Source organism: Streptomyces bicolor (assembly GCF_000719285.1).
GTDB classification, from domain to species: Bacteria; Actinomycetota; Actinomycetes; order Streptomycetales; family Streptomycetaceae; genus Streptomyces; species Streptomyces bicolor.
Genome location: NZ_JOFS01000030.1, coordinates 133,299 through 155,997, shown reverse-complemented (window position 1 = coordinate 155,997; position 22,699 = coordinate 133,299). Strand labels below are relative to the sequence as shown.

Below are 22,699 nucleotides of genomic sequence, written 5' to 3'. Positions count from 1 at the left end.
CCTCGGGGGACCTTCATCGGGTCCCTGAGCAGGTGCAGCGCAGCACGCTGCACAAACGCGTTTTTGTACTGGCCCCGGAATCCGCTAGAGTTCAACACGTCGCCGGGCCGCGGGAGCGGAACGAAACGACAAGCGGACGTAGCTCAGTTGGTAGAGCGCAACCTTGCCAAGGTTGAGGTCGCGAGTTCGAGCCTCGTCGTCCGCTCGAAGGAACAAGGGGATCTTCCCGAACCCCTGCACTCCTGGTGGAGTGGCCGAGAGGCGAGGCAACGGCCTGCAAAGCCGTCTACACGGGTTCAAATCCCGTCTCCACCTCCAAGGACGATTAGCTCAGCGGGAGAGCGCTTCCCTGACACGGAAGAGGTCACTGGTTCAATCCCAGTATCGTCCACTGGATCTTCGACAGATCATCGAAGGTCTGGCCCGCGCGATTAGCTCAGCGGGAGAGCGCTTCCCTGACACGGAAGAGGTCACTGGTTCAATCCCAGTATCGCGCACGCAGTACTCGTGATCTCCGACGGATGATCGTCGATCACGGCCCGAGGACGATTAGCTCAGCGGGAGAGCGCTTCCCTGACACGGAAGAGGTCACTGGTTCAATCCCAGTATCGTCCACGCGTTGAAGCCCCCGGTCTCATGACCGGGGGCTTCGCTGTGGTACCGGGGGCTCAGCTGGAGAACAGCATGTGGCCGAAGCTCTTGTGGCGCTTGTGGCCGTAGTGACCGCCGTGGTGGCCGCCGCCGTGCGGGGCGCCCCAGGCCGGAGCCTGCGGCGGGGCCGGGTAGGCCTGGGGGGCTGCCGGGGGCGGCGGGGCCGGCTGGGACCACTGGGACTCCAGGCGGGTCAGCGCCTCCAGCTCGCCGTAGTCGAGAAAGATGCCGCGGCAACCGCTGCACTGCTCGATCTGGACGCCGTTGCGGTTGTAGGTGTGCATCGGCGCATGGCACTTCGGACACTGCATGGTCGGCTCAACTCCTCGCCGGTCGGTCCTGCTTCGACTATCGCCAGGACAGACTCTGTCCGGCTGCGGTCGGTTGCACCCTACTTCGCGTGTCCGTGGGTCAACTCAAGGGGGACGGACGCCATTCGGTCACAGGCGTCGACGAAGGACTCCTCGACCTCGTCGAGGGGACGGCCCTCCGCCAGCGCCTTGGTGATCGCCCGGGCGGCGGTCTGCACGGTGAGGGCACGGGCCGGGACGTCCAGCGCGGGCCAGGGGTCTCCCTCGGCGGGGACGGCCGTGCCGCCGGCGGCGCGGTAGGCGGTCAGGAACCGGTGCCACTCCTCGGGCGCGAGCAACCCGCACGCGTACCAGGCGGCGGGCCGCCCGAGATCCCAGGCCGGCACGCCTACGCCGAGGTCGTCGACGTCGATGAGCAGCCAAGGGCCGTCCGGGGCCGGGTGACATACGAGTTGGCCGAGGTGGAGGTCGCCGTGGCAGAGGGTGGTGCTGTCGGGCTGGGGGGCCTCGGCGCGGGCCCAGGCGGGGAGAGTGTCCCAGGCGCGGAGGACGGACGTGGTGGCGGTCGGTGGGGATGTGGTGTCGGCGGATGTGATGCCGGTCGGCGGTGATGCGATGCCGGTGGTCATCGGTTCCGGGCCGGCGACAGCGCGGAGGCGGGATATCGCGAGGGCGGCTTTGACGGGGCCGCGCGCGGGAGGCAGCGGAGTGGGCGCGGGGGTGCGATGGAGGCGGGCGAGGAGGGTGGCGGCCGCTTCCCAGGGGGCCGCGTCGGGGTCTGCCGGATCCACCGGGGTGCCGTACGGCCAGAAGGTCACCAGTCGGCCGTGCAGGTTGACGGGCGTGGGGGTGAGCGGGGGCAGGAGGAGGTCGGGGAGGTGGGTGGCGGTGGTGAGGCGGGGGGTCAGCTCGGTGGGGGTGATGTCCGGGGCGTGGGCCTTGGCGACCGTGTCGGCGTGACGGACGACGGTGGCGTCGGGGCGGTCGGCGAGCGTGACGGTTGCTCCGCAGGGACAGGCCGATGTGCGGGAGTGGGCGGTGGCCTCGGCTCGTGCGGTGAGGTGGGGGAGGAGGGGGTTGGAGGTCACTGGGGTCCCTTGGGTGCGGAGGCGTTGAGGCGAGGGTATGTGGGGCGGCGGCGTCGGCTTGGCCGTACGTCCGGGTGCGGCCGGTCTGCTGGGTGCGCGCGGCGTGGGGGCTGGGCGGGGTGAGGTCGCGCGGCCCGGCGCTGACGGGGTGCCGCCTTCTTTGGGACGGGCGCCGCCCCAGCGGCACGACTGCCCGCAGGCTGGGCAGGTGCGAAGCGCGGCAGGCTGCGCGCGGTCCTGCACCCTGCAGGCCGGGTGGGCTGTTGCGGGGTGCGGCTGGGTGGCGTGGTGGATTCCGTGGTTCGACGTGCACGTCCCGGACAAAAGCAATGCCGGCGCAGCTCCCCAGCTGCGCCGGCATTTGTGCCGTCCGCCGCACCCCCGTCCCCACGGGGTTTCATGGGTGGATGTCCCCGCCCGGACCGCTCTTCCGGGCCTGGGGTCGCCGCTCAGCGCCCCAGCATCACGCCCACGGACGACGCCTGTGTGGCCACTGTCTCCCAGCCGTCGAAGACGAGGAGGAGCAGGGCCGCCAGGGGAAGGGCCATGAGCGTCGCCACCAAGGGGTGGCGGCGGCCCTGGCGGCGGGGGCGCAGCACCGTGCGCTGCTGCATGCGGATCAGTGTCCGCGGTGCCGTCTGGGCCATGGTCCCTCTCCTGACCTGTGTCAGTTGTCGTTGGCAGCGGCGGGTGTCTGACCTCGGGGGACGAGTGCTGCACCCGCCGCTTGACCTCAAATCTAGGCGGCCGGGCCGCCCCGGGCGTCATGCCCTCGTACCGATTGCCGGGCCTCCCGGAGGATGAGCCATGACCTGCGAAGTACTCCCCTGGGTGGAGACGTGGTCCTAGGTCTCCGGGTCTTCCCGGAGGGGACGCCCGGTGTGCCCGGCTTTCTCCGGCCGCTTTCTTCGGCCCTTACTCCGGGCTTCTCTCCGAGCTGTCCTCACGCGGCACGGGCTGCTCGACCAGCGCCAGGACCCGGTTTGCCATGAAACGGGCCGTACGCACGACGGAACCGTTCCGGGTGACTTCGCTCACTTCCACCACACCACGACGCACCGCCGTCTCCACCCGGCGGCCCGCCCTGCTCGCCACCACCTCGTACGTGCGTGTCGTGTCCCCGGCGTCCACGACTATCTCCACGCGATCACCCTTCACGGGCTCAATCCCCCTTCTGCGACGGCTGGTTGAGCGTGCGGCAGAGCGTAAGTCGCCCTGCTCACCCGCCCCCTGACCACCCTTCAAGTCTCCCACCCAGCACTGACAATCCATCGGCTCGAGAGGGCGCGGCCTCTGCGCACGGCGGCCCGTGGAAACGTAAGCTGTGGCTCGTCAGACGGACCGGGCAGCGGGGATGAACATGGCGATGATGCGCCTGAGGCGCGAGGACCCGCGCGTCGTCGGCTCGTTCAGGCTTCACAGACGGCTTGGCGCGGGCGGCATGGGCGTCGTCTACCTGGGCTCCGACAAGAAGGGGCAGCGGGTCGCACTGAAGGTGATCCGGCCCGACCTGGCGGAGGATCAGGAGTTCCGCTCGCGGTTCGCGCGTGAGGTCTCGGCGGCACGGCGGATTCGCGGCGGCTGTACGGCACGGCTCGTGGCCGCCGACCTCGAGGCGGAGCGTCCCTGGTTCGCCACGCAGTACGTGCCCGGCCCCTCCCTGCACGACAAGGTCGCCGACGAGGGCCCGCTCGGCGCGGCCGAGGTCGCCGCCATCGGCGCCGCCCTGTCCGAGGGCCTGGTCGCCGTGCACGAGGCCGGGGTCGTGCACCGCGACCTCAAGCCCTCCAACATCCTCCTGTCCCCCAAGGGGCCGAGGATCATCGACTTCGGCATCGCCTGGGCGACAGGAGCCTCGACCCTCACCCACGTCGGCACCGCGGTCGGCTCCCCCGGCTTCCTCGCCCCGGAGCAGGTGCGCGGCGCCGCCGTCACCCCGGCCACGGACGTCTTCTCCCTCGGCGCCACACTCGCGTACGCGTCCATGGCCGACTCGCCCTTCGGCCATGGCAGTTCCGAGGTGATGCTGTACCGCGTCGTACACGAGGAAGCACAGCTGCACGGCGTCCCGGACGCTCTGGCGCCACTCGTACGGGCGTGTCTGGCGAAGGACCCGGAGGAGCGGCCCAGCACACTCCAGCTGTCGCTGCGCCTCAAGGAGATCGCGGCCCGGGAGGCACAGGGGCTCGGCGACGTACGCCCGCCCGCTCCCCGTTCCCCCGAGACGGACCGCCCGACCGGGCGGCTCGCCGACACCTACCCCGACCAGCAGCGCGCCCAGCGACGTGTGCAGGGCACTCCCCCGCCGCGCGGCGCCGGCCTGCCGCGCGGCAGCGGCGTCCCGCGAGTGCCCGGCCCCGCTCGTGACGGAGCCGTATCCAGGGGCGGCGGTGCCCCGCACAGCGGTACGGCGGCGTCCCGGCCCGGAGCCCGGCCGGTGCCCTCCGCGCGGAAATCCCCGCGCTCCAGCAACGGCAACCGGCCCGTCCAGCGCGGTGGCGGCGGCCGTCCGGCGCAGCGGACGACGGGGACGGGGCGGCGGCCCGCCAATCCGCAGCTGCTGCGGCAGCGGCTCTTCGTGTTCGTGGTGGTGACGCTGCTCGTGGCACTCGGCATCGCGGCCGCGCAGGGCTGCCAGGGTCCGCAGCGGGGGCTCGGCGACGACGGGGACGTACGGCAGCGGCAAGAGCGCGTGGAGCCGGGCTATCAGCCGTTGGACGGGGACTTGATGTCCGAGCGGTACGAGACGACGTTCGACATCTCCGAGTAGCGGGGGTCAACCGCTGTCCTGGGACGGCCTCACGGGTGTCACAGGCCGGGCAGGATCCGTTCGAAGAACTCCCGGTCGCCGTCGAAGACCGGGTCCAGGGACAGGAACTCCTCCGGCGTGACCCAACGGGCCTCGCCGACCTCGTCCGGATCGGGGATCACCTCGCCGGTGTCGGCCCGTGCCGTCCACCAGTGGAGGCGGAAGCGGCCGTCGTCGGTCTCGGACTCCCAGACCTTCGCCAGAGGTACGACGGTGAGGCCGACCTCCTCGCGGACCTCCCGGACGACGGCCTGCCGCTGGGTCTCCCCCGGCTCGACCTTGCCACTGAGGGGCTGCCAGTAGCCGGGGCGCGCGACGGCGGGGCCACGGCGGATGGCGAGGACGCGGTCGGCGCGGAGCAGGACCGCCACGATTGCCTCGCGCTGCGTCATCGTCGTAGGCCCTAGACCTGCGGGCGGCCCGTTGCCACTGCGTAGAAGGCGACCGCGGCCGCCGCGCCGACATTGAGGGAGTCGACGCCGTGGGCCATCGGGATGCGGACCCATTCGTCGGCGGCGACGAGGGCCTGCGTGGAGAGGCCGTCGCCCTCGGCGCCGAGCATGAGGGCGACCCGTTCCATCCGGTGCGGAGCGGCCTCGTCGAGGGTCTTGGCCTTCTCGTCGGGGGTGAGGGCGAGAAGGGTGAAGCCGGCCTCGCGCACCGACTCCAGGCCCTTGGGCCAGGTGTCCAGGCGGGCGTACGGCACGGAGAAGACCGCGCCCATGGAGACCTTGACGCTGCGGCGGTAGAGCGGGTCGGCGCAGTCCGGGGAGAGCAGGACCGCGTCCATGCCGAGGGCGGCGGCCGAGCGGAAGATGGCGCCGATGTTGGTGTGGTCGTTGACCGACTCCATGACCACCACCCGGCGGGCGGACTGGAGGAGCTCCGTGGCGGTCGGCAGCGGTTTGCGCTGCATGGAGGCGAGCGCGCCGCGGTGCACGTGGTAGCCGGTCACCTGCTCGGCGAGCTCCGGGCTGACCGCGTAGACCGGGGCCGGGAGTTCGTCGATGACGTCGCGCATGACGTCGACCCACTTGGCGGAGAGCAGCATCGACCGCATCTCGTAGCCGGCTTCCTTGGCTCGTCTGATCACCTTCTCGCCCTCGGCGATGAACAGGCCCTCGGCCGGTTCGCGCTTGCGGCGCAGTTCGACGTCGGTCAGGCCCGTGTAGTCGCGCAGGCGCGGGTCGTCGGGGTCATCGACGGTGATGAGATCGGCCACAGGGTGATACTGCCTTGTCCTGGGTGCGGTGCCAACGGCTTGGGACGGGTTGAGTTACCCGCGGTTACGTGGAGAGGTTCGGTCCTAGGTTCACGACCTCGCCGATGACGATGACCGCCGGGGGCTTCACGTCCTGGGTCCGTACGGTCTCCGCAACCGTCGCAAGGGTCGCGTCGACGCGGCGCTGGGCGGCGGTCGTGCCCTCCTGGATCAGGGCGACCGGTGTGTCGGCGGACTTGCCGTGGGCGACGAGGGTCTCGGCGATCTTGCCGATCTTGTCGACGCCCATGAGGATCACGAGCGTCCCGGTCAGCCTGGCCAGCGACGGCCAGTCGACGAGGGAACGCTCGTCGTCGGGGGCCACGTGGCCGCTGACCACCGTGAACTCGTGGGCCACGCCCCGGTGGGTGACCGGGATGCCGGCCGCGCCCGGCACCGAGATCGAGCTGGAGATGCCGGGGACCACCGTGCAGGGGATGCCGGCTTCGGCGAGGGCGTGCAGCTCCTCCATGCCGCGGCCGAAGACGTACGGGTCGCCGCCCTTCAGCCGTACGACCGACTTGCCCTGCTTGGCGTGCTCGATCAGGGCGTTGTTGATGGCCTCCTGGGCCATGAAGCGGCCGTACGGGATCTTCGCCGCGTCGATCACCTCGACGTGCGGCGGCAGTTCGGCGAGCAGGTCGCGCGGGCCGAGCCGGTCGGCGATGACGACGTCGGCCTCGGCGAGGAGGCGGCGGCCCCGGACGGTGATCAGGTCCGGGTCGCCCGGGCCGCCACCGACCAGGGCGACGCCCGGGGTGCGGGTGCGGTGGTGGGGGGCGACGAGGGTGCCGTCGCGCAGGCCCTCGACGACGGCATCGCGGATGGCCGCGGTGTGGCGGGGGTCGCGGCCGCGGGCGCTGGTGGTGAGGACGGCGACCGTGACGCCCTCGCTGTGGCCGGTGGCGGGGGTCCAGGCGGTGGCGGCGTCGGCGTCGTCGGAGCGGACGCACCAGACGCGGTGTCGCTCCGCTTCGGCGGAGGCCCGGGTGTTCGCTTCCTTGTCGCCGGTGGCGATCAGGGCGTACCAGGCGTCGGCGAGGTCGCCGTCCTCGTACGGGCGTTTCTGCCACGTGATCTCGCCTGCGTCGGCCATGGCCTCGACCGAGGGAGTGGCTTCCGGGGATACGAGGAGGATGTCCGCGCCCGCTGCGATCAGTGCCGGGAGGCGGCGCTGGGCGACCTGGCCGCCGCCGAGGACGACCACTTTGCGGCCGGTGAGGCGGAGGCCTACGGGGTAGGCGGGGTTTTCGGCCATGAGGGTGCGGCTCCTCTGTACGGCGGTGCAGTGGCCCTGACGTGCGGATTTTACGGGGCGGGTGGGGAGGGCGGCTTGGGTGTCCGGTGGCTGAGCTTCGTTGCCGGGTGCGGGTGCGTTGGTCTGTGCCCACCCGTTCCGCCCTGCGGAACGACTGCCCACAGACCAACGGACGAACTGCTGCCATGCGGCACTTCTACGAGGGACCCGGCGCTGTCGTACCGGAGTCCCTCGCCCGCACCGTGGCATTCGCTACTTCTCAGTTACCCCCGCCGAATCGAACGTCGCCACCTCGTGCATCGCCCTCGCCGTGCTCTGGACCAGCGGCAGGGCCAGCAGCGCGCCCGTGCCTTCGCCCAGCCTCAGGTCCAGGTCGACCAGGGGGCGCAGGCCCAGCTTGTTGAGGGCCGCCACGTGGCCCGGCTCCGCGCTGCGGTGGCCCGCGATGCAGGCGGCCAGGACCTCGGGGGCGATCGCGCGGGCGACCAGGGCGGCCGCGCCGGCGCTGACGCCGTCCAGGATCACCGGCGTACGCAGGGAGGCGCCGCCCAGCAGGAGGCCGACCAGTGCGGCGTGTTCGAAGCCGCCGATCGCCGCCAGGACGCCGATGGGGTCGGCGGGGTCGGGCTGGTGGAGCTCGATGGCGCGGCGGACGACCTCGGTCTTGCGGGCGAGGGTCTCGTCGTTGATGCCGGTGCCGCGGCCCGTCACCTCGGCCGGGTCGGTGTCCGTGTAGACGGAGATCAGGGCCGCCGACGCCGTCGTGTTGGCGATGCCCATCTCACCCGTCAGCAGGGCCTTGTTGCCGGCCGCCACCAGGTCGCGGGCGGTCTCGATGCCGACCTCGATGGCCTGCTTGGCCTCCTCGCGGGTCATCGCGGGGCCGGTCGTCATGTCGGAGGTGCCCGCGCGGACCTTGCGGGGCAGCAGACCGGGGGTGGCCGGGAGGTCGGCCGCGACGCCCACGTCGACGACGCAGACCTCGGCACCCACCTGACCGGCGAAGGCGTTGCAGACCGCGCCGCCGCCGAGGAAGTTGGCGACCATCTGCGCCGTCACCTCCTGCGGCCAGGGGGTGACGCCCTGGGCGTGCACACCGTGGTCGCCGGCGAAGATCGCGACGGCCGCGGGCTCCGGGATCGGCGGCGGGCACTGACGGGACAGGCCGGACAGCTGGGCGGAGATGATCTCCAGCATGCCGAGCGCACCGGCCGGCTTGGTCATGCGCTTCTGCCGCTCCCAGGCCTCGCCGAGCGCCTTGGCGTCCAGCGGGCGGATCTGGGCGACGGTCTCGGCGAGCAGGTCGTGCGGCTCCTCGCCGGGCAGGGCGCGACGGCCGTACGTCTCCTCGTGCACGACCCACGACAGCGGGCGGCGCTTGGACCAGCCGGCCTGCATCAGCTCGGGCTCGTCCGGGAACTCGTCGACGTACCCGACGCAGAGGTAGGCGATGACCTCCAGGTGCTCGGGCAGGCCGAGGGCGCGGACCATCTCGCGCTCGTCGAAGAAGCTGACCCAGCCGACGCCGAGGCCCTCAGCGCGTGCGGCGAGCCACAGGTTCTCCACCGCGAGCGCGGCGGAGTACGGCGCCATCTGCGGCTGGGTGTGCCGGCCGAGGGTGTGGCGGCCGCCGCGGGTCGGGTCGGCGGTGACGACGATGTTCACCGGGGTGTCGAGGATGGCCTCGATCTTCAGTTCCTTGAACTGCTTGGCCCGGCCCTTGGGGAGGGACTTGGCGTACGCCTCGCGCTGACGCTGGGCCAGTTCGTGCATGGTGCGCCGAGTCTCGGCCGAGCGGATGACGACGAAGTCCCAGGGCTGCGAGTGACCCACGGAGGGCGCGGTGTGGGCGGCCTCCAGGACACGCAGCAGGACCTCATGCGGGATCGGGTCGCTGCGGAACCCGTTGCGGATGTCGCGCCGTTCGCGCATGACCTTGAGGACGGCCTCGCGCTCGGCGTCGTCGTAGGCGGGCGCGGCGGGGCCGGTGGACTCACGTACTTCTTCCACTGCGGCCGTGCTCTCTTCTCGAAGGTCTTCCTGGTCGGCGGCCCGGGTGTCCAGGTCCTCCGCGTGCTGTACGAGTCCGGGGTCGCCCTCACGGGGTGCGGGGACGGTGGCCGCCGCCTCCTCCGTGGGGAGGACGAGCGGCTGAGGCGGGGTCGGCGCGAGGTGCGGGGTGGTCGGCACCGAGCCGTCGACCGGGACGAACTGGCCCAGGGGCTGCTCGGGCGTGGGCTCCAGGTGGGTGCCGGTCGGGAGGACGGCCGTGGCGCCGCCGTCGCCGCTGAACTCCGCGGGTGAGAGGGGCGGTTGGGCCGGGTCCTGGACATCCTGGGGCGTCGGCGCGGAGTGGGCCGCGGGCTGGCGCTGCGGTCCGGCGGGTTCCGCGACGAACGGCTCGGGGGCTTCGGCGGGTGCGACGTCCGTAGGGGACGGCTGCGGGTCGGACGAGTCCGGGGTCGCCGGGGCTGAGGTGGCCGCGTCGGGGGTGGTGGAGTCCGGGGCGGAGGTGTGCGAGGCGGCGGCCGCGGCGAGCGGCTGAGGGGCCTCGGCCGACTCGGTCGGCATGTCCGGGGTCTGCTGGGCGGCCGGCATCTGGGCTGCCGCGTCCGCGAGGGGGGGCTGCGCTTCGGGGGCGGTCGCGCTCGCGGCCACGGCCTGTGCGGCGGCGGCTGCGTCGGCGTCCGTCGGTGTGCCGTCCTGAGTCGGCGGCGCGGCCTGCGCGAGGCTCGGTTCCGCCACCGGGTCCGCGACCGGGGCGGCCAAGTCCGTCTGCTGCTGAGGGGCCTGCCCGGCGTCCGAGGGGTGCGCGGTCGGGTCGGGCGTTACGGCGGCGGAGGCGTCGTGGGCGGGCTGCTCGGCATCGCCGGGTTGGGGAGCCGACGCCGCTTCGGGGGCCGTAGGGTCGGGGGTGGCTTCGGGGACCGGCTGGACGTGAGCCGGGGCGACACCCTCGGCCGGGATCTGGGCAACATCGACTGCCGGAACGGCCTCGGGGGCCGGGGCGCCCTCGGGCACGGGCTCTCCGCCGACTTGGGCAAGAACCTCGGGCGCCTCGGCGTCGGCGACCTGAGCAGCCTCGGCGGAGGAAACTCGGGGGTTCTGCTCGGCATCGGCGACGGGCGTCTCGGGCATCTGCGCGGCTTCAGGGGTGGGCGCGGGGAGGGCGTGCTCGGCTTCGGGGGTGGGCGCCGCGAGGGGCTGCTCGCCTTCAACGGCGGCGGCTGCGAGGGGCTGCTCGCCCTCAGCGGGCGCTGCCACGGCCTGGTCGCCCTCAGCGGGCGATACCACGGCCTGCTCGCCCTCAGCGGCGGGCGCCGCGACTGCCTGCACGGCCTCAGGCGCGGCTGTCTCGACGACGTCCTCGGGGTCAGCCGCAGCATCCTCGCCAGTCGGCGCGGCCCCCGGCACGGCCTGGCCGGAAACCTCGGCGGCCTCGGGCACGGCGAGCTCGTGGGTCTGGGCGGCGTCTCTCACAGGGATCTCGGAGGCCGGGGCGGCGTCAATCACGGGGCCCCCGGAAGCCTGAACGCCCGCACCGGCGGCCTGCGCGCCCTCGTCCGCAGTGCCCTCGGCAACCGGCACGCCTGCCGGAACCTGCTCGGGCCCAGCTCCGTTCCCCTCCTCAGCGCTGCCAACTCCCGGGCTCTGTACGGCATCCGGGGCACCGGCAGCGCCAGGCACCTGCCCGGCATCCGGGTCGACCCCGCTCACCGGGGCCTCCCCGCCGTCGGTATCGGACGGGGCCACCTCGGCCGTACCGGCACCGGAATCGGCCACGCCCGCCACGGCGTCACCGGCCCCGGCCGCAGCGGCGTCCCCGACGCCGGGATCAGCCGCGGCCACCGCCGACTGACCGGCGTCCTGGCCGTGCGCCGCCTCGGCACCCGGTGCCTGCGCGGCACCCGGCATCTCCCCGGCGTCCGGAACCTGCCCGCCGCCCGGCATCTCCCCGGCCGGACCCTGAGCACCGCCGGCCGGCTCCCCGGCACTCGCGGCCGACTCCGTTCCCGGAGCGTGGCCGCTCTCCGCGCCCGGCTCCGCACCAACGGCCGGTGAGGCATCACCGGCCGGCGGCACCTCGACGCCGTACGCACCCTCCTGCGGAACTGCCACATCCACTGCGGCACTTTGCGGCGCGTCCGAAGCAGCCGTCTGCGCGATGTCCGTAGCGCCCTGCGGCCCGTCGGAAGCCGCGACCTGCGCGACATCCGTCGCACCCTGCGGACCGTCCGACGCCGCAACCCGCGCCGCCTCCGCCGTACCCTGCGGAGCGCCCCCCGCGGCCACGGCCTCGGTGGCGACCCGGGCCACCACCGCCTGCGCCGCGCCTGCCGGCTGCCCGGTCGGAACAACCGTTTCGGCAGCCGGGGCCTCGACGCTCACCGGCGCGGGGGCCTGCGCGCCCCAGGGTGCCGCCGTCTGAGGGGTCGACGCCTCGCGGTGCTGCGGGACGTCGAGGTACTCGGGGCCCGTCGCGCCGGGGTGGCGTGAGGGCGCGCCGACGGCGCCGCGGTCGGCGAGGGAGCGGACCGGGCTGGCGGAGGCGTCGGGGATGGGCGGACCGAGGTGCAGGGGGCGTCGGGGCGTGATGGGCGGGATCGGAGTCGACGGGGGCGTCGGGTTCGGGAGGCGGACGCCGCTGAGGTCGACCGAGCCGCTGTCGCGGCCGGAGATCTCGTGCGGGCCCGGCTCGTGGAGGGCCTCGACGACCGGCTCCGGCGCGGGCGGGGCGACCTCGTTGCCCCAGGCACCCTGGGAGCCGGGCAACAGCAGGTCTTCGTCCTCGGCGGTGGTCTCGGAGAGGTAGGTGTACGCACCGTGCGCCGCGGGGACGCCCGGCTGCTCCATGCCTGCGCTCTCCGGCAGTCCCTCGCCCGGGACCTGGCCGGTGTCGGTCATGCGTACCCCTCGCCCATCGGTTAGTGCCTCTACGACCAGCTCACCCGGGAACGGCGCACCGACCGCCCCCGTAGTGAAGAACGAGCGTGCATGCCCAGCGGCACGAACGACCCGCCCAAAAAGGCGACAAAGCCATTGAGTGGCATTGTCGTGGCCATTCGGCCGTCGCGACAGGTTGATCCGCGACAGGCCGCTGTGGACTGCGCCACGTTGCGCGTCCTCCGGTTCCGCCGTACCACACACACCCCAAACGGGGCGTGTTTTTCCGGACATTGACCGACGAAAAGCCGGGCGACCGAGTGCGGTACAACGATCGGCCAGCCTACCGCGCGCGGTACGACAACAGGATCACGGGGAGAGGTACTCGGTCATACCGAACGGTCGGGAAGTGCCCCGCTGAGCAGGAACGCGACCGTGCGCTCCCGCTCCGTCCAGGCCCGCGTGTCGAGTTCCACGGACTGCAGGAGCGCGCACTCCACGTCGTAGCCGTGCTCGGTCAGGTCGCGGCCGACGAGTTCGGCGTCGTCGCGGGTCGCGGCGTGCGTGACGATGCGCTGCGGGCGCCGGTCGGCGACGGCGGAGACGACCGCGGCTCCCCCGCCGCCGACGCGTACGACGTCCGGCTCGGGGAGGTTCTCCAGGACGTGCGGTGCGGTGCCCTGGACGATCTGCAGCTGGACCCCGAAGGCGCGCGCGTTGGCCCGGGTGCGCTCGCAGGCCCGCGGGTCGCTGTCGACGGCGATGACGGCGGCTCCGGCCCGCGCGGCCTCGGTGGCGAAGGCGCCGCTGCCGCAGCCGATGTCCCACACGAGGTCGCCGACGCGCGGGCCGAGCCGGGCGAGTTGGGCCGTGCGGAGCGGTTCCAGTTCGCCTTCGCCCATCAGGCCGCCGTAAGCCTCGGCGGGCAGCGTCCAGCCGCGCGGGGCGGCGGACGGGTCTCGTCCGGCGATCCAGCCCCCGGACTCCCCCGCGCCGGCCGGGCCGCCGATGACGATGACGACGTTCGGGTCCCGCCAGGCGTGGTCGGCGGCCTTGTCGGAAGTGACGACGGTGACCTGCTCGTGTTCGGTGCCCAGGGCCTCGCAGATGACGAAGGTGCGGTGGACGCCCTCCAGGAGCAGGCCGAGTTCGGCGGGTCCGGCGCCGGGTGAGGTGAGGACGGCGACCTTGGGGTGGGCGCGGCACACGTTCACCGCGCGTCGCAGGGTGCGCCGGTGTGCGACGACCACCTGTGCGTCGTCCCACGGCATGCCGGCCCGGGCGAAGGCGGCGGCGACCGAGGAGACGGCGGGGACGACCTCGACCTCCAGGCCGAACTCGGGTGCGCGCAGGGTTCGTACGACTCCGAAGAAGCCCGGGTCCCCGTCGGCGATGACGACCGCGGTGCCCCGGTGGCCGGCGATGCGGCGGGCGGCGAGGGCTGTGCTGCCGAGACGGACGCGTTCCGCGGCGGCGGGCACCTCGGGAAGCGCCAGGTGGTGCGCGGCACCGGCCACCAGCGTGGCGGCACCGAGGGCGGAGCGTGCCGCGGCGGTCAGCGGCGAGCCGTCCCAGCCGATCACCGTGACGCGGTCGGCCATCGTCGTCAGTCTCCAGGATTTGCGCAGGTCGTCATGGGCAGCCCGAGGGGGCTCCGTGAGAGTACCTGTTCGGCGGGTCGGCGCCGCCCGTGCCCGGGGGTTCGGTTCCCGTCAGTTCCAGTCGCCGAACGAGGTGAAGCCGCCGGTGTCGGCGAGTTGCTCCCCGGCGCCGTCGAGGTCCTCCGGGAGGAGGCTCCACACGATGAAGTCGGTGCGTACGTCGGTCCAGGTGCCGTCCTCCCTGCGGACGTGCGCTATGCACGCGTTGCGCAGGACGCCCTCGCTGATACAGCCGATCTTCTGGGCGACCTGCTGCGAGGCGGTGTTGTCGGCGGCCGTGCGCAGCTCGATGCGCTCGAACTTCTGGTCGCCGAGGAGCCACTGGGCGGTGGCCAGCGCCGCCTCGGAGGCGTAGCCCTCGCCGCGCGCCCAGGGGGCGACGATGTACGACATCTCGGTGGACCGGACATGCCAGTTGGTCTTGGCGAGCTGGACGATGCCGACCAGGCGCTGGGTGAGGAACTCGGTGACGGCGAGGTCGAGCCCGCGGCCTGCCTCACGCTCGGTGGGCGCGTACTCGGTGATCCAGGTGCGGGCCCGGTCCTCGCTGTAGGGCTGGGGGACGTCGGTCCAGGCGCCGACCTGCTCGTCGTTCATCATCTCGGCCAGTGCGGGCACGTCGTCCTCGTCGAGGGGACGCAGCACCAACCGCTCCGTGCTGATGGAGATGTTGGGGAAGGTGCTAGTCATGCGCCGCTCCGTAACCTTCGAAAAATGTTCAAGGGCTGCTGAACTGCCCAGCATGCAGCATGAAAGCACCGAACCGCACTACGGGGTCCACACCAAGTGAAGGAGTGGACCCCGTGCGTGGCGATACGCCGTATACGCGCCGTCAGAAGGCGGCGACGACCGCTCCGTCGTACTTGTCCTCGATGAACTTCTTCACCTCGGGCGAGGTGAGCAGCTTCGCGAGCTTCTGTACGCGCGGGTCGTCCTCGTTGCCCTTCTTCACGGCGAGGAAGTTGCCGTACGGGTTGTTCTCGGGCGACTCGGCGGCGATGGCGTCCTCGGCCGGGCTGAGGTCGGCCTCCAGCGCGTAGTTGCCGTTGATGACGGCGGCGTCGACGTCGCCGAGGGAGCGCGGCAGCTGGGCGGCCTCCAGCTCCTTGAACTCGATGTTCTTCGGGTTGGCGGCGATGTCCTTGGGGGTCGCTTCGTAGCCGGCGCCCGCCTTGAGCTTGATGACGCCGTTGGCCTCCAGCAGCTTCAGCGCACGGGCCTCGTTGGTGGTGTCGTTCGGCAGGGCGATCGTGGCGCCCTTCTTGAGGTCCGTCAGCTTCTTGACGCCCTGTGAGTACACGCCGAGCGGCTCCAGGTGCACCGTGGCGTTCGGCACGGCGACGATGTCGGTGCCGTTCTTCTTGTTGAAGTCGTCCAGGTACGGCTGGTGCTGGAAGTAGTTGGCGTCGACCTCACCCTGCTGGACGGCCGTGTTGGGCGTCACGTAGTCGGTGAACTCCTTGACCTGGAGTTCGAGGCCGGCCTTCTGCGCGAGGTTGTCCTTGATGTAGGTGAGGATCTCGCCCTGCGGGGTGGGTGTGGCGGCGACGGTCAGCGGGCCGCTCGCGTCGGAACCGGAGTCCTTGTCCGAGCCGCACGCGGTGAGCCCGAGGGTGAGGGCTCCGGCGGCGAGGACGGCAGTGGTGAACTTGGCGGTGTTACGCACGAAAAGTGCCTTTCCTTATGGGTGGTGCAGCCCCGTGGGGTATGACGGGGAGATCTGGGGGGCTCAGACGGTCTTGCTCGTGGCCGTGGACGCCTTCAGCAGCCGCAGCTTCGGCGCCGGACCCGACTGGCCGCCGCGGCGGTGCAGGGAGCGCGCCGCGTAGTCGCCGGCGAACTGGATGAGGGAGATGACGACGGCGAGGATGGCGACGGTGAGCCACATCAGCTCGGTCTCGAAGCGCTGGTAGCCGTAGCGGATGGCGATGTCGCCGAGGCCGCCGGCGCCGACCGTGCCGGCCATGGCGGAGTAGCCGATGAGGGCGACGATCGTGGTCGTGGTGCTGGCGATGACGGACGGCAGGGACTCGGGTACGAGGACCTTGCGTACGACCGTCCAGGTGTTGCCGCCCATCGACTGCACGGCCTCGACCAGCCCACCGTCCACTTCGCGGACAGCCGTCTCAACCAGGCGTGCGAAGAACGGGATCGCACCGATCGCGAGCGGCACGATGGCGGCCTCGCGACCGATGGTCGTCCCGGTGACCCAGCGCGTGAAGCTCATCAGCGCGACCATGAGGATGATGAACGGCATCGAGCGGGCGACGTTCACGATCTGCCCGATGACCTTGTTGGCCAGCACGTTCTGGAGCAGGCCGCCCCGGTCGGTCAGGACCAGGAGGATGCCGAGCGGAAGGCCGCCGACCACGGCGATGAGGGTGGACCAGCCGACCATATAAAGGGTGTCCCAACACGCCTGCTCCAGCAGGGGCTGCATCTCGGACCAGGTCACAGCTGGGCACCTTCCTTCAGCAGAACGGGCTCCTGGCCCAGCACGTCGATCTGGAGGCCCTGTTCGCGCAGGAACCCGATCGGCACGACGTTGTCCTCGTAGCGGCCGGGCAGTTCGATGCGCATCCGGCCGACCTGGAGTCCGCCGACGGTGTCGATGGCGGCGCCGAGAATCGATATGTCGATGTTGTAGGTGCGGGAGAGCTGGGAGATGACCGGCTGGGTGGCGGCCTCGCCCTGGAAGGTCACATCGACGACCGTGCGGTCGTCGGCGGGGGCCTCGCCGCCCAACGGGAAGAGCGCGGAGGCCAGTTCGGAACCGGGGGTCGCGAGCAGTTCGCTGACCGTGCCGGACTCGACGACGCGGCCCCGTTCCATGAGCGCGGCGGAGTCGCAGATCGACTTCACGACGTCCATCTCGTGCGTGATGAGCAGGACGGTCAGGCCCAGTTGCCGGTTCAGGTCGCGCAGCAGCTGGAGGATGGAACGGGTGGTCTCCGGGTCGAGGGCGCTGGTGGCCTCGTCGGAGAGCAGCACCTTGGGGTCGCCGGCCAGGGCGCGGGCGATGCCGACGCGCTGCTTCTGGCCGCCGGAGAGCTGGGCGGGGTAGGCCTTGGCCTTGTCCGCGAGACCGACCAGGTCGAGCAGTTCGAGCGCCTTGCGGGAGCGTTCCTTGCCCGACTTGCCGAGGATCTCCAGCGGCAGCTCGACGTTGTCCTGGACGGTGCGGGAGGACAGCAGGTTGAAGTGCTGGAAGACCATGCCGATACGGCTGCGCGCCCGGCGCAGCTCCTTGCCGGCCCGGGGACCGCGTCCCGCCAGGGCGGTGAGGTCCTGTCCGGCGACGGTCACCGTCCCGGAAGTGGGGCGCTCCAGCAGGTTGACGCAGCGGATGAGCGAGGACTTGCCGGCGCCGGACTGGCCGATGACGCCGTACACCTCGCCTTCGCGGACGTGCAGATCGACGCCGTCGAGGGCGGTGACCTCGCGGCCGCGCGAGCGGTAGACCTTGGTCAGGCCCGATGTGGTGATCACTGGGGATTCCGTCACTGTCGAGTACGCGGGCGTGGGTGTGCCCTGGTACGGGAGAGAAGATGTGCGCGGGGCAACGTGGTCACGTACGGCGAACTGCGTACGGACATGCCACGGCGGCTCGCTTCGGGGCGCGAGGCTCAGGGGTGGTGCAGGGGCCCTCTAGAAGGCGCACATTCGACACAGACAACGAGCACCGGGCGTCATGGTCGCCTCGGTCGCAGCAGTGCGGTAGCTCGTCGTGGTCATGCGATCAGTAAACCAGACCTACGGTCCTTACCGGCCGCCGCTGTCCGCATTCTGGACAGCGGTGGACACCCGGCGGACAGTCTTCAGGCGTGGACGGAGATCTCCACGCCCCCGTCGGTGACCAGCGCGGACAGGGCCGACAGATCCGGCACGACGAGGTCGGCGTCGAGTTCGTGGGGCCGGTGGGTTGTGGTCAACGCCACGGTGGTCATGCCGGCGGCCCGACCGGCCGCGAGGCCCGCGGGGGCGTCCTCGAAGACGACGCACCGGGCCGGGTCAACGCCCAGTTCGCGGGCGGCGAGGAGGTAGGGCTCGGGGTCGGGCTTGCCTCGCTTGATGTCGTCGGCGGTGACCATGGTCTTGGGGAGGATGCCGACGGCGTCGAGCCGGGCCTCGGCGAGGCGGCGGGTGGCGGAGGTGACGACGGCCCAGCGGATGGGGGTCCCCCCGGCTTCGAGCGAAGCCGAGAAGTTGGGGGAGGGCAGCGAGTCGAGGAACTCCTTCGTGCCGGGCAGCAGGTGCACGCCGCCGTTCGGTACGTCCTCGACCTCGAGGGTCTCGATCCGGGCCAGGGCCTCCGGCACGACGTCGGCGGGCAGCAGCTCGGCGACTATCTCGACGGCCGGGCGTCCGTGCAGTTCGACCCTGCCGAACTCCTCCGTGATGCCGTACTCCTCGGCCCAGCGCGCCCAGCAGCGGTCCACCGAGTCGAGGGAGGAGACGAGGGTGCCGTCGTTGTCGAACAGGAGGGCCTGTGCACGGATCTTCATGCCCTCGACCCTACGGTGCCCGCCGGGGGCGGCCGCACCAGGCCTTTTGGGCCGTAATAGGCTCGCCGCATGTTTGATGCCCTGACGCTGGTGACCGGGGTCGCCGCGCTGCTGCTCGCCGCGTGGTGCGGGTGGGCGGCGTACCGTGATCAGCCGACCAAGGACTGGCACTTCATCGGCATGGCCGTGGTGACGGTGCTGGCGTTGGTGCAGCTGGTGGTCGGGATCGTGCTGCTGGCGCGGGGCGAGGAGCCGGAGCAGGGCACGACGATCTTCGTGGCGTACCTGCTGGGCGCGTTCGCGTGCATCCCCGCCGCGGGGTTCATGTCGCTGGCCGAGCGGACCAAGTGGGGGTCGGTGACGGTCGCCGCCGGCGGTGTGGTGCTGGCCGTCCTCGAGGTACGGCTCTTCGACATCTGGGGAGGCTGAGGTGGCCGTGACGGAGGACAAGCCGACTCGGCTGATCAGCGGGCCGGGGATCCTGCTCGTCTGGCTGTACGGCGTGATGGTGGTCGGGGCCGTGTCGCGATCGGCGTACCAGATCGCGACGGAGTTCGACCGGGCGCCGCTGGCGTACGCGCTGTCGGCGGTCGCCGGTCTCGTCTACGGCTTCATCACGTACACCCTTGTCAGGGGCGGCGAAACGGCCCGCAAGGCGGCGCTGGTGTGCTGCGCCGCCGAGCTCGCGGGTGTGCTGATCGTCGGCACCTGGACGCTGGTGGAGCCCTCGGCGTTCCCCGATGCGACGGTCTGGTCCGACTACGGCATGGGGTACCTGTTCATCCCCGTACTGCTGCCCCTGTCGGCGATGTACTGGCTCCGCAAGGCACGAACCGTCAAGCAGTAGTGGCGTACGCCTCCGCCGGCTTCTCGAGGACGATCATCGGTACCCCGTCCGCGCCCTTCGACGTGCCCACCGCCTCGTAACCCACCTTGCGGTACAGGCGGAGGTTGCCCTCGCTGCGGTGGCCCGCTTCCAGGCGGAACCTCTTGGCGCCGCGCTGCTCGGCCAGGGCCGCTTCAGCCGCGCGCAGCAGCCTCGCGCCGATGCCGTGGCCCTGGAGGCGGGGGTGGACGCAGAGCTTGCCGATGGCGGCGGCGCCGTCCGCGGTGACGCTGCCGCGGACCGAGCCGACGACCTCCTCGCCGAGCCGCGCCACGAAGACACAGTCCGCGGCGACCTCCGCGCGGACCGAGTCCAGGGTTTGGACGAGCGGGTCGATGCGGTAATTGCCGTACAGCGCCGCCTCGCTCTGGAAGCACAGGTACTGCAGCCTGAAGATCTGCTCCGCATCCTGCTCGGTCGCCGCCGAGATGGAAACGCTCATGCCCATGTGCGCACGCCTCCCGCTCACCTGATCGCCTGTCGTTCCTCACTCCTATCCCCGCGCTCCGCGGGCCGCAACCTCCGGTGTGAGCAAACGACGCAGACATCCCAGGCATCTGGAACGTTCCGGGCCGAGACTGCCCTGTGAGATACCCAACTCCCCCGCGATTTCCCGGTATGTCGGGTCGTTCGGGGAGAGGAGCGCCTCCACGAGGCGGGGACAGCGGCCGGGGAGGCGGCGGACCGCTTCGCGCAGGGCGCGCCGGCGGGCGGCCGCGAGGGCGAGGTGTTCCGGATCGTCGGCGCTCTCGTCCGCGGGCTCGTTCTCATACGGCCGTTCGAGCCGAGTCGTACGGCGGCTTCGGCGTGCCTCGGAGCGGACCGCCCTGCGCAGCCAGCCCGGCGGGTCGACGGGCGGGCCGTGCGAGTCGAGGCGTTCGAGGAGGCGGAGCCAGACCGCCTGTTCCAGGTCGCCGGGCTCCGCTCCACAGGCGTGCGCCTCGGCTGAGGCCTCGGCGGTGAGCAGGGGCCGCAGCGCGGCAACCAGGTCGTCCGTCATATCCGGCACGACGCGGCCGCCCGGGCGCTGGGTTGCCCGGGCGGCCTACGGTCACCCCAACCGGGGCGTTTCGCTCAGCTGTTGACGAAGTCCTCGCGGGCCAGCAGGCCCGTGTCGGGCTGGTCGGTGAAGATGCCGTCGATGCCGGTCGCGAAGTACGCCTTGTAGGCGCCGAAGACATCGCCGTAGGCGTCCGCGTCGGTGCCCTTGCGGAAGTTCGCGGGGAGGAAGGGGTTCTCGTTGCGCAGCGTCCAGGGGTGCAGGAGCAGGCCGACCTTGTGCGCGTCGGCCACCAGCGTGGTGGGCGTGGTGAGGTTGCCGTTCGCGTCCTTCGGGATGATCAGGTCCAGGGTGCAGCCGATGCCCTGGGCGTAGGACGCGATCTCGCGCAGGCCGGCCGGCTTGACCAGGTCGGCGACCGTGCGCGGGTCACCCGTCTCGACGAAGTCCCAGGGGCGGGTCGTCGCGCCGGAGAGCAGGACCACCAGCGGGTTGTCGACCAGCTTGTTCAGGCGCTGGATGCTGGTCGGCTCGAAGGACTGGATGATGACCGGCGAGTTCCGCCTGTCCTTGCCGTGCTTGTGCAGCACCTTGGCGATCCGCTCCTCCAGGGCGAGGCCCTGCTTGCGGAAGTAGGTGGGGTGCTTGAGCTCGGGGTAGATCCAGACCTGCTTGCCCCTCTTGCGTGTCTGCTCGTCCTGCCACTTCAGGACCTCTTCGAAGGTCGGGATCTCCCAGCGGCCGTTGTAGAGGGTGTTGTGCGGGCGGTTGGCCGGGATGCGCTCGACGGCGCGCAGGGTCTTCAGCTCGGCGAGCGTGAAGTCCTCGGTGAACCAGCCGGTCGTGGAGACGCCGTCCAGGGACTTCGTCTTCTTGCGGTCGGCGAACTCGGGGTGGTTCGCGACGTCGGTCGTGCCGCCGATCTCCGGCTCGTGACGGCAGACGAGGTGGCCGTCCTTGGTCGGGACCAGGTCGCCGGCCTCGACGATGTCGGCGCCCATGTCGAGGGCCAGCTGGTACGCGGCGAGAGTGTGCTCGGGACGGTAGCCGCTGGCGCCGCGGTGGCCGATGATCGTCGGCTTGGGCAGGCTCTTCACACCGCCACTGTGCCGGGCCTCGGCGGCCTTCGCCGTACCGGACAGCCCGAGGACCGCTCCGCCCGCGCCGAGCACGGCCGCGCCGAGAAGCATCCGCCGTCCGGTTACGCCCGTCTGCTCGTTCTCCTGGGTTCCCATGAGCACCTCTCTGCCCGTTCCATCATCAGTGCGGGCCGATCGTAGGTGCGCGCACATGACGGACGGGAGACCTGCGGCGGAACTCGCGGGTGACGCTGGATGTCGTACGTGAAGGGAGTGGTGACGGTCCGTCGGATTCGGTTCGGCGACGCGGGGAACGCGTCCGGTATGCCCGGGGGCGATGTCCGTCACACCGTGGCGGGCGCGTTACGCCCCGCCATCGGCACGCCACCGCAGGTAAACCCGCGTCAACAGTGCGTAAGACCTCGGTGAAGTCGGCCCACCCGATGTGCGGGACACCCGGGACCGCGAGTATCGTCCTCACCTGCACAGACTTATCCGAATCCCGTGACACCGGAGGGCACGTTGTCCCGCTTCGCGCTCATCAAGGCAGTGCTCGGACCGATCATGCGCCTGATGTTCCGCCCACAGGTGGAGGGCGCGGAGCACATCCCGGGCGACGGTCCGGTCATCCTGGCCGGCAACCACCTCACGTTCATCGACTCGATGATCCTGCCGCTGGTCTGCGACCGTCAGGTCTTCTTCATCGGCAAGGACGAGTACGTCACCGGCAAGGGCCTCAAGGGCCGTGCGATGGCCTGGTTCTTCACGGGCGTCGGCATGATCCCGGTGGACCGGGACGGCGGCCGGGGCGGCGTGGCGGCGCTGATGACCGGGCGCCGGGTCCTGGAGGAGGGCAAGGTCTTCGGCATCTACCCCGAGGGCACACGGTCGCCCGACGGGCGGCTGTACCGGGGCCGTACCGGCATCGCGCGCCTGACGCTGATGACCGGGGCGCCGGTCGTGCCCTTCGCCATGATCGGCACGGACAAGATCCAGCCGGGTGGTGCGGGCATGCCGCGGCCGCGCAAGGTGACGGTGCGCTTCGGCGAGGCGATGGAGTTCTCGCGGTACGAGGGGATGGACCGGGACCGTTACGTCCTGCGGGCGGTGACCGACTCGGTGATGGCGGAGGTCATGCGGCTGTCCGGGCAGGAGTACGTGGACATGTACGCGAGCAAGGCGAAAGAGGCGGCGTAGCTCCGCTGGTTGGGCCGAGGGGGTTCGGGGGCTGCGGGCGGGTTCTTGGCCACCGGTCCGTTGTGGCTCGTCGCGCCCGCGCGGCGGAGCCGCATAGTGAACACAGCCC

The 22,699-nt window shown here is 71.6% G+C and carries 21 protein-coding genes and 5 tRNA genes; 9 read left to right on the top strand and 17 right to left on the bottom strand.

Annotated elements, in window-relative coordinates; translation table 11 throughout:
• The first annotated feature begins 132 nt into the window (after positions 1-132).
• The 5 genes from IF78_RS0132370 (at position 133) to IF78_RS0132350 (ending at position 615) form a co-directional block, all read left to right on the top strand.
• A tRNA-Gly gene (locus tag IF78_RS0132370) sits at positions 133-205 on the top strand.
• Between the two features lie 39 nt (positions 206-244).
• Positions 245-318: transfer RNA gene (locus tag IF78_RS0132365), tRNA-Cys, on the top strand.
• 1 nt (position 319) lies between these two features.
• Positions 320-391, top strand: a tRNA-Val gene (locus IF78_RS0132360).
• A 34-nt stretch (positions 392-425) separates the two neighbouring features.
• Positions 426-497: transfer RNA gene (locus tag IF78_RS0132355), tRNA-Val, on the top strand.
• 46 nt (positions 498-543) lie between these two features.
• Positions 544-615, top strand: a tRNA-Val gene (locus IF78_RS0132350).
• 53 nt (positions 616-668) lie between these two features.
• Here the strand turns inward: IF78_RS0132350 and IF78_RS0132345 are convergent.
• From IF78_RS0132345 to IF78_RS0132330, 4 genes are all read right to left on the bottom strand, one after another.
• Positions 669-962, bottom strand: coding sequence for a TFIIB-type zinc ribbon-containing protein (locus IF78_RS0132345; RefSeq protein ID WP_078662661.1), 294 nt, complete (start codon positions 960-962; stop codon positions 669-671).
• A gap of 80 nt (positions 963-1,042) precedes the next feature.
• Entirely contained in the window at positions 1,043-2,050 is a 1,008-nt protein-coding gene (locus IF78_RS0132340) for a phosphotransferase (protein WP_031486774.1), read from the bottom strand.
• A gap of 449 nt (positions 2,051-2,499) precedes the next feature.
• Positions 2,500-2,697: a hypothetical protein gene (locus tag IF78_RS0132335; RefSeq protein ID WP_031486773.1), complete on the bottom strand. Its 198-nt coding sequence runs from the start codon at positions 2,695-2,697 to the stop codon at positions 2,500-2,502.
• Between the two features lie 268 nt (positions 2,698-2,965).
• Positions 2,966-3,208: a hypothetical protein gene (locus IF78_RS0132330; RefSeq protein ID WP_031486772.1), complete on the bottom strand. Its 243-nt coding sequence runs from the start codon at positions 3,206-3,208 to the stop codon at positions 2,966-2,968.
• 196 nt (positions 3,209-3,404) lie between these two features.
• On the opposite strand from IF78_RS0132330, the gene IF78_RS0132325 reads away from it, so the two are divergent.
• On the top strand, positions 3,405-4,820 hold the full coding sequence (locus tag IF78_RS0132325; protein ID WP_051828328.1) for a serine/threonine protein kinase: 1,416 nt from the start codon (positions 3,405-3,407) through the stop codon (positions 4,818-4,820).
• 38 nt (positions 4,821-4,858) lie between these two features.
• On the opposite strand, the gene IF78_RS0132320 is transcribed toward IF78_RS0132325, so the two are convergent.
• From IF78_RS0132320 to IF78_RS0132275, 10 genes are all read right to left on the bottom strand, one after another.
• The gene (locus tag IF78_RS0132320; protein ID WP_031486770.1) at positions 4,859-5,251 is read right to left on the bottom strand and encodes an NUDIX domain-containing protein; all 393 of its coding nucleotides are present in this window, start codon (positions 5,249-5,251) and stop codon (positions 4,859-4,861) included.
• An 11-nt stretch (positions 5,252-5,262) separates the two neighbouring features.
• Positions 5,263-6,081, bottom strand: coding sequence for a TrmH family RNA methyltransferase (locus IF78_RS0132315; RefSeq protein WP_031486769.1), 819 nt, complete (start codon positions 6,079-6,081; stop codon positions 5,263-5,265).
• A gap of 64 nt (positions 6,082-6,145) precedes the next feature.
• Positions 6,146-7,378 (bottom strand): uroporphyrinogen-III C-methyltransferase, encoded by a 1,233-nt coding sequence (gene cobA, locus IF78_RS0132310; protein ID WP_031486768.1) that lies wholly within the window; start codon positions 7,376-7,378, stop codon positions 6,146-6,148.
• 252 nt (positions 7,379-7,630) lie between these two features.
• A complete protein-coding gene (cobT, locus tag IF78_RS46695) occupies positions 7,631-12,283 on the bottom strand; it encodes a nicotinate-nucleotide--dimethylbenzimidazole phosphoribosyltransferase (RefSeq protein ID WP_031486767.1) in 4,653 nt (1,550 codons plus the stop codon).
• Between the two features lie 368 nt (positions 12,284-12,651).
• Positions 12,652-13,863, bottom strand: a complete 1,212-nt coding sequence (gene cbiE, locus IF78_RS0132300) for a precorrin-6y C5,15-methyltransferase (decarboxylating) subunit CbiE (protein WP_031486766.1) — start codon at positions 13,861-13,863, stop codon at positions 12,652-12,654.
• 111 nt (positions 13,864-13,974) lie between these two features.
• The gene (locus IF78_RS0132295; RefSeq protein WP_031486765.1) at positions 13,975-14,613 is read right to left on the bottom strand and encodes a GNAT family N-acetyltransferase; all 639 of its coding nucleotides are present in this window, start codon (positions 14,611-14,613) and stop codon (positions 13,975-13,977) included.
• Between the two features lie 142 nt (positions 14,614-14,755).
• Positions 14,756-15,589, bottom strand: a complete 834-nt coding sequence (locus IF78_RS0132290) for a MetQ/NlpA family ABC transporter substrate-binding protein (protein ID WP_031486764.1) — start codon at positions 15,587-15,589, stop codon at positions 14,756-14,758.
• 63 nt (positions 15,590-15,652) lie between these two features.
• Positions 15,653-16,378, bottom strand: coding sequence for a methionine ABC transporter permease (locus tag IF78_RS0132285; protein ID WP_031486763.1), 726 nt, complete (start codon positions 16,376-16,378; stop codon positions 15,653-15,655).
• The gene (locus IF78_RS0132280) at positions 16,375-17,412 is read right to left on the bottom strand and encodes a methionine ABC transporter ATP-binding protein (protein WP_031486762.1); all 1,038 of its coding nucleotides are present in this window, start codon (positions 17,410-17,412) and stop codon (positions 16,375-16,377) included. Before IF78_RS0132280 ends, IF78_RS0132285 begins: the two co-directional genes overlap by 4 nt.
• A 329-nt stretch (positions 17,413-17,741) precedes the next feature.
• Entirely contained in the window at positions 17,742-18,428 is a 687-nt protein-coding gene (locus tag IF78_RS0132275; protein WP_031486761.1) for an HAD family hydrolase, read from the bottom strand.
• 69 nt (positions 18,429-18,497) lie between these two features.
• On the opposite strand from IF78_RS0132275, the gene IF78_RS0132270 reads away from it, so the two are divergent.
• Both IF78_RS0132270 and IF78_RS0132265 read left to right on the top strand, forming a co-directional pair.
• Positions 18,498-18,857, top strand: coding sequence for a hypothetical protein (locus IF78_RS0132270; protein WP_031486760.1), 360 nt, complete (start codon positions 18,498-18,500; stop codon positions 18,855-18,857).
• Position 18,858: 1 nt separating this feature from the next.
• Positions 18,859-19,275 carry a hypothetical protein gene (locus tag IF78_RS0132265; protein WP_031486759.1) on the top strand — a complete coding sequence of 139 codons (417 nt, stop codon included), beginning with the start codon at positions 18,859-18,861 and terminating at the stop codon, positions 19,273-19,275.
• On the opposite strand, the gene IF78_RS0132260 is transcribed toward IF78_RS0132265, so the two are convergent.
• From IF78_RS0132260 to IF78_RS0132250, 3 genes are all read right to left on the bottom strand, one after another.
• Positions 19,265-19,762: a GNAT family N-acetyltransferase gene (locus tag IF78_RS0132260; RefSeq protein ID WP_031486758.1), complete on the bottom strand. Its 498-nt coding sequence runs from the start codon at positions 19,760-19,762 to the stop codon at positions 19,265-19,267. The two genes, IF78_RS0132265 and IF78_RS0132260, sit on opposite strands and share 11 nt — an antisense overlap.
• Positions 19,763-19,807: 45 nt before the next feature.
• Positions 19,808-20,314, bottom strand: coding sequence for a sigma-70 family RNA polymerase sigma factor (locus tag IF78_RS0132255; RefSeq protein WP_031486757.1), 507 nt, complete (start codon positions 20,312-20,314; stop codon positions 19,808-19,810).
• Positions 20,315-20,388: 74 nt separating this feature from the next.
• Positions 20,389-21,549: a glycerophosphodiester phosphodiesterase gene (locus tag IF78_RS0132250; RefSeq protein ID WP_031486756.1), complete on the bottom strand. Its 1,161-nt coding sequence runs from the start codon at positions 21,547-21,549 to the stop codon at positions 20,389-20,391.
• A gap of 366 nt (positions 21,550-21,915) precedes the next feature.
• On the opposite strand from IF78_RS0132250, the gene IF78_RS0132245 reads away from it, so the two are divergent.
• Positions 21,916-22,590: a lysophospholipid acyltransferase family protein gene (locus IF78_RS0132245; RefSeq protein ID WP_031486755.1), complete on the top strand. Its 675-nt coding sequence runs from the start codon at positions 21,916-21,918 to the stop codon at positions 22,588-22,590.
• The last annotated feature ends 109 nt before the right edge of the window (positions 22,591-22,699 follow it).

What these genes read in the sequence shown, in the direction of transcription:
- IF78_RS0132345 (WP_078662661.1), bottom strand. Translation starts at nt 962, where the DNA reads ATGCAGTGTCCGAAGTGCCATGCGCCGATGCACACCTACAACCGCAAC.
- IF78_RS0132335 (WP_031486773.1), bottom strand. Translation starts at nt 2,697, where the DNA reads ATGGCCCAGACGGCACCGCGGACACTGATCCGCATGCAGCAGCGCACG.
- IF78_RS0132325 (WP_051828328.1), top strand. Translation starts at nt 3,405, where the DNA reads ATGAACATGGCGATGATGCGCCTGAGGCGCGAGGACCCGCGCGTCGTC.
- IF78_RS0132320 (WP_031486770.1), bottom strand. Translation starts at nt 5,251, where the DNA reads ATGACGCAGCGCGAGGCAATCGTGGCGGTCCTGCTCCGCGCCGACCGC.
- cobA (WP_031486768.1), bottom strand. Translation starts at nt 7,378, where the DNA reads ATGGCCGAAAACCCCGCCTACCCCGTAGGCCTCCGCCTCACCGGCCGC.
- cobT (WP_031486767.1), bottom strand. Translation starts at nt 12,283, where the DNA reads ATGACCGACACCGGCCAGGTCCCGGGCGAGGGACTGCCGGAGAGCGCA.
- cbiE (WP_031486766.1), bottom strand. Translation starts at nt 13,863, where the DNA reads ATGGCCGACCGCGTCACGGTGATCGGCTGGGACGGCTCGCCGCTGACC.
- IF78_RS0132295 (WP_031486765.1), bottom strand. Translation starts at nt 14,613, where the DNA reads ATGACTAGCACCTTCCCCAACATCTCCATCAGCACGGAGCGGTTGGTG.
- IF78_RS0132275 (WP_031486761.1), bottom strand. Translation starts at nt 18,428, where the DNA reads ATGAAGATCCGTGCACAGGCCCTCCTGTTCGACAACGACGGCACCCTC.
- IF78_RS0132270 (WP_031486760.1), top strand. Translation starts at nt 18,498, where the DNA reads ATGTTTGATGCCCTGACGCTGGTGACCGGGGTCGCCGCGCTGCTGCTC.
- IF78_RS0132260 (WP_031486758.1), bottom strand. Translation starts at nt 19,762, where the DNA reads ATGGGCATGAGCGTTTCCATCTCGGCGGCGACCGAGCAGGATGCGGAG.
- IF78_RS0132255 (WP_031486757.1), bottom strand. Translation starts at nt 20,314, where the DNA reads ATGACGGACGACCTGGTTGCCGCGCTGCGGCCCCTGCTCACCGCCGAG.
- IF78_RS0132250 (WP_031486756.1), bottom strand. Translation starts at nt 21,549, where the DNA reads ATGGGAACCCAGGAGAACGAGCAGACGGGCGTAACCGGACGGCGGATG.